This window comes from Nocardiopsis trehalosi NBRC 14201 (genome assembly GCF_001552555.1).
Classification (GTDB): domain Bacteria; phylum Actinomycetota; class Actinomycetes; order Streptosporangiales; family Streptosporangiaceae; genus Nocardiopsis_B; species Nocardiopsis_B trehalosi.
This window is the reverse complement of sequence record NZ_BCRK01000305.1, coordinates 1-3,753: the sequence shown is the minus strand read 5'-3', so window position 1 is coordinate 3,753 and position 3,753 is coordinate 1. Positions and strand designations below refer to the sequence as shown.

The window sequence follows — 3,753 nt, the reverse complement described above, 5'->3', positions numbered from 1 at the left end:
AATTCCCCTCCGGATACCACGCACGCCGCCACCTTCGGCAGCGATAATGGAAATGGAAACCGCGACGGCTCCGATAACGACCGCGATTCCGGACCGGGGCCCGACGTCGACCGCGATCGGGATTCCGACCGAGAATACGACCGCGATTCCGAATTCGACCCCGAATTCGATCCCGATACCGATACCGGATTCTCCCCGGACCCCCGTCCCGTATTCGGTGCCGACACCGACGTCGACCGCCCTGTATTCCCGAGACCGTCCCACCGCTTCGAGGACGACACCGCGCCCCCGAACGCCCAACCCCGCACCCCCGGCGGGAACACCCCCGGCGGCGCCGCACCCGTCGCCGCCGACATCGGCGCCGGCGGGCCGACGGCCACCCGCGAACTCGACACCGACGGTGCGACGGCGATCACCGATCTCGACGGACCGACGGCCACCGGCGACACCGCCGACACCGCCGACACCGCCGACACCGCCGACACCGACAACCCTTACGCGCCCATCCCCCTGGCGCCCTCCGGCTTCGCCGACACACCCTCCGGCCCGTCGTCCGCCACCCCGTCGGCGGCGACCGGCGGCACCGCCGGTCCGGGCACCCGCACCGGTGAAGCGGTGCGCCCCATGCCGCAGTCCCCCGCAGCCGCTCCCGAGGGCGGCACCTCGCCCGACCGCCGCCGCGTCGATGCCCTGGCGGGCGGCGCCGTTCCCCCGCCCAGCGGCACCTCCGCCGCCGGCCCCGACCCCGGCGAGGGCGACCGCGAGCCCGCTCTCCCCACCGAGGCCACCGGCCCGGTGCCACCCTCCGGCACCGAGTCCCGCGAGGGCGGTCCCGCCCCGTCCCCCGCGGGCGGCGGACAGGAGCCCCCGGACCGCTCCGTGCCCGAACCCGCCGACGGCACCCGGACGGCCGACGCCGAGCCCCACCCCGGACCCGACGCCGACGATGATCTCTACGACCTCTACGACATCGACGTCACGAGCGGAAGCGCGGAGGACCGCCCGGACGCCTCCCCCGGTGAGACGCCGATCGACCGCTTCGACCGGGCGGGACCCGACGGCAAGCCCTCGTCCTTGACCGGCCCCGACCTCACGTTCCCGGGACACCCCGGCTTCACGGCGCTCGACGGCAAGGGCGACGACGGCGTGCCGCGCTCCGGCGACGTCGTCCGCGAGTTCCTCAAGGGCCTGCGGCCGCTCGACTCCCCGCTGCCGCTCCCCTCGGCGTTCACCGAACCTCCGCTGGTCTTCACCGCCTTCACACCGCAGGCCGCTCCCCCGGGCATCCCGTCCACCACGGACCCCGGCGGTCCGCCCGGGCAGGAGGGCGCCGGCCGGTCCCACCGGTCGACCTCCCGCGACGGCGCGGAGGGTGCCGCCCAGGTCGGCGGCGCGGCGTCCGGCACCGCACCCCTCGGGGAGGCCGATGCCCGGGCCCCCGAACTGCGCGCCGAGGCGGAGCACCTGCGCGAGGAGGCCCGCACCGCGCGCGGCGACGCCGACCGCCTCCAGCAGACCGCCGACCTGCTGGGCACCGACGCCACCGCCGCCGCGATCCGCGCCGAGCGGACCGGCGAAGCGGCCGAGGCCGCCCGCCGGACGGCCGGCGGCCTCGCCGAACTCGCCGACCGGGCGGAGGACGCCGCCCGGCGGGCCGACACCACCGCCCGGGAGCTGCGCCGGACGGCGGACGGCGCCCGCGCCGACGCCGACGCCCTGGAGTCGCGGGTCCGGGAGGCGGCCGCCCGCGCCGAACGGCTCTGGAACGAGGTCACCGGTGGCGGCACGGCGCCGGCGGACCACCCGGGGGGCGCCGACTCCGCGCCCGCCGCCGCCCTGCCCGTGGACCACGGCGCGCGCTTCGCGTCGCCCGACCTGCGGCGGCACTCCCGCGCGGACGGCCCGCCCCCACCGGCCGACGCGACCGGCACCTCCGGGGAGGCGGCCGTCCGCCGCATGCGGGCCGCCGTGGACCGGCACACGGCACGGATGGCGCAGCGGACCGACTCCCGGCACGGGCCGCACCCCGGCCTCGCGCCGGACGACGCCCGCCGCATGGAGGGGGGGTTCCGGACCGCGCTCGACGAGGCCGGCGGCGACACGGAGAGGTGGGCCGCCGCCCGCGACGCCCTCCGGGACGCGCAGCGGGCTCGGGGCGCCCTCGCGGCCGCCCGGTCGACCGCCGATCGGGCCGCCGAGGAGTACCGTGCGGCGCGGGACGCGGCGGCCGAGGCCGGCCGGGCGGCCGGCACCGCACGGGAGCGGGCGGCGGAGGCCGCGGCGGCCAGGGCGGACGCCGAGCGGGCCGCCGCCAAGGCGGCCGAGACCGCCCGCACCACCGGGGAAGCGGCGCGGACCGCCGCCGACGAAGCCCGCGCCGCCGCGACGGCGGCCGACGACGCCGAGTACTTCGCCGACTCCGCCGAGTTGACCGCGTCGAACGCCGAGCGGGCCGCCGGGCGCGCCCCCGGGAACATGGACGGCACCACGGCGCCGGCCGTCGCGGTGGAATCAGCCGAGGACGGCCGCACCACCACCTCCCCGGTCACGGTGTCCTCCCCCGTCGGTGCCGACGCCGCGCCCGACGGGAACACCGGCGGCACCGCCGAACCGACCGGCCGCGCCCAGGCCACGGCCGAGGCCCTGCGCGAGGAGGCCCGCACGGCGCGCGGCGAAGCCGACCGCCTCCGGCAGGCCGCCGACCTGCTGGACACCGACGCCGCCACCGCCGCGACCCGCGCCGAGCGGACCCGTGAGGAGGCCGACACCGCCCGCCGGACCGCCGGCCACCGCGCCGACCTCGCCTCCCGGGCGGACGCCGCCGCCCGGGAGGCCGGTGCCACCGCCCGGCGGCTCCGCACGGCCGCCGACGCCGACGCCCGCGACCTCCGCGCGGCCGAGCGGCGCGTGCTCAACGCCTGGGACCACGACACCGCCCGCCGCCCCGGGATCGACGCCGCCTTCGCCGCACTGGCCCGGGACGTCGACGGCTTCACCGACGTCCTCGCCGTGTTCGACGCCGCGCACGAGCACGCGTCGCGGGCCCGCGCGGCGCGCGAGGCCGCCGATCGGCTGGAGGCCGAAGCCGACGCGCTCGCGGCGGCCGCGTCCACCGCCCCGGGTGCGGCGGAGCCGGAGGCCGCCGGCCCGCCCCGGGTGGACGACCTGCGCGCGCGGGCGCGCGAGCACCGGCGCGACTCCGAACGACACCAGGGCGAGGCCGAGGACAGGTGGGCCGCGCTGGAGGGTGCGGGCATCCCCCGGGACGGCCGGTCCGCGATCGAGGAGGCGGCCGACGGACTCCTCACCCGGCTGCGCGAGCTGTCCCAGGCCGAGCGGCGGGCCCGGTGGGACGTGGTCCGCGACGCCGCGGCGCGGGACGCGGACGCCCTCGCCGATCGGCGCGCGGCGGCGCAGCGCTCCCAGGCCGAGGCGGAGGCGGCGCGGCGCGCCGCCGAGGAGGCCGACGAGGCGTCCACGGCCGCGTGGCGCGAGGCTGCGGCGGCCGACGCCACCGCGCGGGACGCCGACCGGACCGCGCGGGAGGCGGCCGGCGCCGCGCGCGAGGCGGCGGTGGCGGCCGCCACAGCGGCCGACCTCACGGCCGGGTCCGCCGAGCGGGCCGCCGCAGCAGCCGAGCAGGCGGCGGAGGCGGCCGCGACGCGCGACGGCGCCCGCGCCGCCCGCGCCGAGGCCGACCGGCTCCGGGCGGCCGCCGATCGCCTGACCGAAGAGGCCCGGTCGGCGGGGGCG

At 80.3% G+C, this 3,753-nt stretch carries 1 protein-coding gene; it reads left to right on the top strand.

The window, feature by feature from the left end; genetic code table 11:
* A partial coding sequence (locus NT8_RS30175) for a hypothetical protein (protein WP_217999333.1) occupies positions 1 to 3,753 on the top strand: 3,753 nt, incomplete at both ends.